This is a genomic window from Arthrobacter sp. Hiyo1 (assembly GCF_001263615.2).
In the GTDB taxonomy this organism is placed as follows: Bacteria; Actinomycetota; Actinomycetes; order Actinomycetales; family Micrococcaceae; genus Arthrobacter.
The window spans coordinates 362847-368139 of the sequence record NZ_DF952470.1 but is presented as its reverse complement, the minus strand read 5'-3'; the positions used below and the strand labels follow the sequence as shown (position 1 = coordinate 368139).

The following is a 5293-nucleotide window of genomic DNA, read 5'->3' as shown; positions in this document are numbered from 1 at the left end:
CTCCCGGGCCGCCGGCGTCGACTTCCGCCTGTACACCGACGCCGGCGGTGTCAGCATTGCGGTCCCGGAACCGCTTGCCGCCTGGCCGGCAGAAGTCCGCGCTACCGGGCAACAGGGGGAAATCCTCCTGCCAACGCTTTACGAATCCGCCCACCGCACCACCTGGCGCCGGCTCAAGGAACACCTCGACGCCGGTACTCTCCCCTCCGATCTGGCTGGCTTTGCGCGGCTGACGGAATCCATCGCGCACCTCTCCTGAACCTGTACCTCTCCTTAAACACGCAACCAGCACCATCGAGCGCAACAGAGCACCAAGCAATCATTAGCCTTCTCGACGACGAGCCGGACCGCACCAAACGCGAAGACCACGCAGCGGTCCCGAAAGGAATCATCATGAATGTTCAGTCCGAAGCCAGCCGCAATTTCTCCCGCAGGGGTTTCCTCGGCCTCACGGCGGCAGCAGCGGCTGTCCCCCTGCTCGCAGCCTGCGGAGGCGGCTCCAGCTCAAGCTCCAGCGCCGGTGGCGCGATCAAGTTCTGGGACATGCCATGGGGCACCCCGGCCTACAATGACGCCGCCAAGAAGATTGCAGAGAGCTACGTACCCACAGGCAGCAACGGCAAGGCCAGCTACCAGATCATCCAGTGGAACAACTTCTATCAGACCTTCTCCTCGGCCATCGCGTCCAAGACCGGGCCTGCGGTATCCACCGGTGGCGGTTTCCAGGCCTTCCAGTTCGAGCAGCAGGGCCAGATCGCCTACGCAGACAAGGTCATCGAGGCGCTCAAGAAGAACGGTCAGTTCGACGACTTCCTGCCGGGCGTGCTGGAGCCCTTCAAGACGGACAAGGGCTACGTCGCCGTTCCGTGGCAGCTGGACATGCGCCCGCTGTGGTACCGCAAGTCCCTCTTCGACCAGGCCGGCGTGGCGGTTCCGACCGACTGGCCCAGCCTGCTCGAGGCAGGCAAGAAGCTCAAGTCCATCGGTGCGGTCGGCTTCGCTACGGGTTCCGGCGCGGGCAACAACATCGGCAACCACTTGATGATCATGATGATGATCAACAACGGCGGTGGCGTCTTCACCAAGGACGGCCAGCTGGACGTCATGAACGACCGCAACGTCGAAGCCATTGAATTCCTGCTCGAGCTGGTCTCCAACGGCGTCGTCGACCCCGCGGCGGTCAGCTACACCACGGACAACCTCGATGCGCAGTGGAAGAGCAAGAAGGCTGCCTTCGGCATGTATGTGCTGGGCCTGCCGCAGCGCGTGGGCGACACCTCCGGAGACCTCCTGGTGGCAAGCCCGATGGCCGGTCCGCACGGCGACAAAGCAGCGTTGGTGTTCCCGAACAACATCATGATGTACAAGAACACCCCCTCCCAGGAGTCTTCCGAGGCCTTCCTGACCTACTACCTGGGCCAGGTCAAGGAGCTGTGGCGCCAGAAGCTGATGAACGGACTGCCGGTCTTCAAGTCCATCACTGAACTTCCCGAGTTTTCCGGCGATCCCAACAACGTCAAGATCGTCAAGGAATACCAGCCCATCGCGAAGACCTTCGCCGCGCAAGGCACCTCTCTCAACGCCAACCTCGCTGTCCTGGACGGCGGCCAGGCACTCAACCAGTTCACCCAGACCATCCTGACCGGAAAGACCGACGCCAAGACTGCACTCACGGCCTTCAAGACCGGCCTCGAATCCGTCATCAAGAAGTAAAGCCGTCGCCATGTCAACCACCACAACACAGTCCGGCCTCGCCCGGGCCCGTCGGGGACTCGCTCCCGGCGGGTCTGGCGGCGGGTCCGTAAACCGCAAGAGCAAACTGTCGGGGCAGACCAAGCGGACGTTCTTCTGGCTCCTGTTGCCCTCGATCGTCCTGCTCATCCTGATCAACGGCTACCCGCTGATCTACGCCGGCGTGCAGGCAACCCACGACGGCTCCCTCATCGACACCGGCAACTTCGTCGGCGTCGACAACTTCGCCACCGTCCTGTCTTCGCCCGCCTTCTGGAAGGCCGCACAGTTCACGCTGTGGTTCACGATCGTGGGCGTCTTCGGCTCCTGGCTGGTGGGCCTGGGCCTGGCACTGCTCCTGCGCACCAAGATCCCGGCGGGCGGCACCTTCAAGGTCCTGCTCCTCCTGCCCTGGGTGGTGCCGATCGTCGTGTCCTCCACCGCTTGGAACTGGCTCGTCGCCACCCCGGACAGCCTCATCCCCTCCATCTTCCGCAACCTCGGACTCGGCACACCGCTGTTCCTCGCCGACCCGCACCTCGCCGCCGTCATGGTCATGGTCTTCAAGGTCTGGGTCAGCTTCCCCTTCATGATGATGATGATCTCCGCCGCCCTGGCCTCCGTGGACACCACCGTCTACGAAGCCGCCAGCATGGACGGCGCCAGCAAGTGGCAGCAGTTCACCCAGATCACCCTGCCGATGATCGCCCGCTCCACGTACATCAGCTGGATCCTGATGACGATCTTCTGCGTCAACGACTTCCCCACCATCTACCTGCTCACCGGCGGCGGCCCCGTCGACGCCACGACCTCCCTCGTGGTCCTGGCCTACCGCAGCGTCTTCCAGGACTTCCAGACCGGTCCCGGCGTCGCGATCGCCTTCCTTATGACCCTCACCCTCGTCGTCGTGTCGGTCTTCCTGTACCGCCAGATCCGAAAGTCGAGCGTCGAATAATGAGCGCAGTACTCCACGCCCACCCCGAATCCGGACCCGCACTCGGTGTCGCGGGACCCGAAAAATCGCGCCGCGTCCTCTCCGAAGCAGGCATGCGCGGACGCTGGTGGCGGTTCGTCCTGATCCTTGCCATTACTGCGATCGTCCTCGTCCCGATCATGGTCACCGTCATCCTGGCCCTCACCCCGGGTCCGAACAGCACCGCTACCGGCCTGACGCTGGAAAACATCACCGGTGTCTTCTCCAAGACCCTCGCCAGCACCTGGTTGACCAACAGCCTCGTCACCACGCTTTCCACGGTGATCGTCGCCGTCGCCGTGGCCGCACCTGCCGGCTACGTCCTCTCCCGCGGCCGCTCGAAAGCCGTCTCCGGATACTCCCTGCTGCTGTTCGTTATGCAGTCGCTGCCGATCATCACCTCGGTGGTGCCGCTGTTCATCCTCTTCGCAGGCATGGGACTCGTGGACAACCTGCTCGGCCTGATCATCATCTACGTCGGCTCGACAATGACCGTGGCCACGTGGATGATGGCGGCATACTTCGATTCCATCCCGGTCAGCCTCGAGGAGGCCTCGTGGATCGACGGCTGCTCCGTGTTCGGATCGTTCACGAAGGTGGTGCTGCGCAATTCCCTGCCCGGCATCCTGTCCACCGCGATCTTCGCCTTCCTCCTGGCCTGGAACGACTATCTCGTCGCGATCGTGTTCCTGCGCTCCAACGAGATCTTTACCCTGCCGGTGGGCGTGCAGTCCTTCTTCCAGCAGAACATGACCGACTGGTCCGGCGTCATGGCCCTCGCCGTCGTCATGATGCTCCCGCCCATCATCGTTTTCGCCACGCTGAACAAGTACTTCAGCGTCGGCGGCATCGGCGGATCCCTCGCCGGCCGATAGCCGAACCCTTTTCACGCAACTGACAACGCAAAGGAAAACCATGTCTTACTCCATCCAGCTGTACACCCTGCGCAATGCCATCCAGGAAGACCTGCCGGGCACCATCAAGAAGGTTGCCGAGATCGGTTACACGCAGGTTGAACCTTACAATTTCGTGGCCACGGCGAAGGAGCTCGGCGCAGCGTTGAAGGAGAACGGCCTCACGGCCCCGTCCGGCCACGCGCCGCTGCTGAGCCAGGACCAGGACGAGATCTTCGCCGCCGCCAAGGAACTGGGCATTAGTACGGTCATCGATCCTTATCTGCCTGCCGAACACTGGCAGAACGCCGAAGACATCCAGGCCACCGCTGCCAAGCTCAACGCCGCAGCCAAGAAGGGCGCCGAATACGGCATCCGCGTCGGCTACCACAACCACGCCTGGGAACTGGAGTCCATCATCGAGGGCCAGACAGCCCTGGAGTACTTCGAAGGCCTCCTCGACCCGGAACTGGTCCTGGAAGTCGACACCTACTGGGCATCCGTCGGTGGCCAGAACCCGGTGGAACTGCTCGCCCGCCTCGGTGACCGCGTGAAATTCATCCACATCAAGGACGGCCCCGGCACCACCGACACCAAGGCCCAGCAGCCTGCCGGCCAGGGCACCATCGCGGTGCTCGACGTCGTTGCTGCCGCCAAGTCCCTGGAAGTGGGCGTCGTGGAGTTCGACGACTACGCCGGAGACATCTTCGAAGGCATCGCGCAGAGCCTCGCCTTCCTCCAGAACAACGCAGCACAGGACGTGAACGCATGAGCGCCGCAACGCACCAGTCCACCCCGTCCGCCCGCCGGGGACCCGTGGGTGTCGCCGTCATCGGCGCGGGCAACATCAGCAAGGCGTACCTGGACAACCTGACGGTCTTCCCGGACCTGAAGGTCCACGTCATCGCGGACCTGTTCGAGGAAGCCGCGGAGGCACGGGCCAAGGAGTACGGCATCCCCGAGTTCGGTTCGCCGGAGCTGGCGCTCAACCATCCCGACGTCGAGATCATCGTGAACCTGACCATCCCGGCAGCGCACGTCGAGGTGGCCACGGCCGCCGTGAACGCCGGCAAGCACGTCTGGACCGAGAAGCCGTTCTCCCTGGACCGCGAATCCGGGCTGGCTTTGTTGAAGACGGCCGACGCCGCGGGGATCCGTCTGGGCTGCGCACCGGACACCTTCCTGGGCGCCGGACTGCAGACGGCCCGAAGGATCATCGAACGCGGCGACATCGGCACCCCGCTGACCGCCCTGACCATGTTCCAGACCCCCGGCCCCGAATCCTGGCACCCGAACCCGTCCTTCCTCTTCGCCCACGGCGCAGGCCCGCTCTTCGACATGGGCCCCTACTATGTCACCGCCCTGGTCCAGGCGTTCGGCTCGGTCCGTCGCGTGGCCGCCGTCGGATCCAAAGCCAAGGACGTCCGCGTGGTCGGTTCCGGACCCAAGGCCGGCGAGGAATTCCCCGTCGAGGTCCCCACCCACGTCTCCGCGATGCTCCAGTTCGAAGGGGGCGCGTCCTCGCATAGTGTCTTCAGCTTCGAATCCCCCCGCCTGCGGATGGGCTTCGTGGAGATCACCGGCACCGAGGGCACCCTCGAGCTGCCGGATCCGAACTACTTCGACGGCGACCTCAAGCTCTGGCGCGCGGGGGCCGAGGAAGCGGAAATCATTCCCGCGACGGGACCGGCCAACG

Annotated in this window: 5 protein-coding genes and 1 pseudogene; all 6 read left to right on the top strand. The window is 64.1% G+C overall.

Annotated features, from left to right (window positions below; genetic code table 11):
• Nucleotides 1-259, top strand: a pseudogene (locus AHiyo1_RS10590) (hypothetical protein); the annotation flags it as partial.
• Between the two features lie 134 nt (nt 260-393).
• A complete protein-coding gene (locus tag AHiyo1_RS10585) occupies nt 394-1713 on the top strand; it encodes an ABC transporter substrate-binding protein (RefSeq protein ID WP_059388542.1) in 1320 nt (439 codons plus the stop codon).
• Nucleotides 1714-1723: 10 nt separating this feature from the next.
• Nucleotides 1724-2686, top strand: coding sequence for a carbohydrate ABC transporter permease (locus AHiyo1_RS10580; protein ID WP_059388541.1), 963 nt, complete (start codon nt 1724-1726; stop codon nt 2684-2686).
• The gene (locus tag AHiyo1_RS10575) at nt 2686-3579 is read left to right on the top strand and encodes a carbohydrate ABC transporter permease (protein WP_059388540.1); all 894 of its coding nucleotides are present in this window, start codon (nt 2686-2688) and stop codon (nt 3577-3579) included. Before AHiyo1_RS10580 ends, AHiyo1_RS10575 begins: the two co-directional genes overlap by 1 nt.
• A 40-nt stretch (nt 3580-3619) precedes the next feature.
• On the top strand, nt 3620-4369 hold the full coding sequence (locus AHiyo1_RS10570) for a sugar phosphate isomerase/epimerase family protein (protein WP_059388539.1): 750 nt from the start codon (nt 3620-3622) through the stop codon (nt 4367-4369).
• Nucleotides 4366-5293, top strand: a 928-nt coding sequence (locus tag AHiyo1_RS10565) for a Gfo/Idh/MocA family protein (RefSeq protein WP_059388538.1), incomplete at its 3' end; no start/stop codon positions are given. The genes AHiyo1_RS10570 and AHiyo1_RS10565, both read left to right, overlap by 4 nt.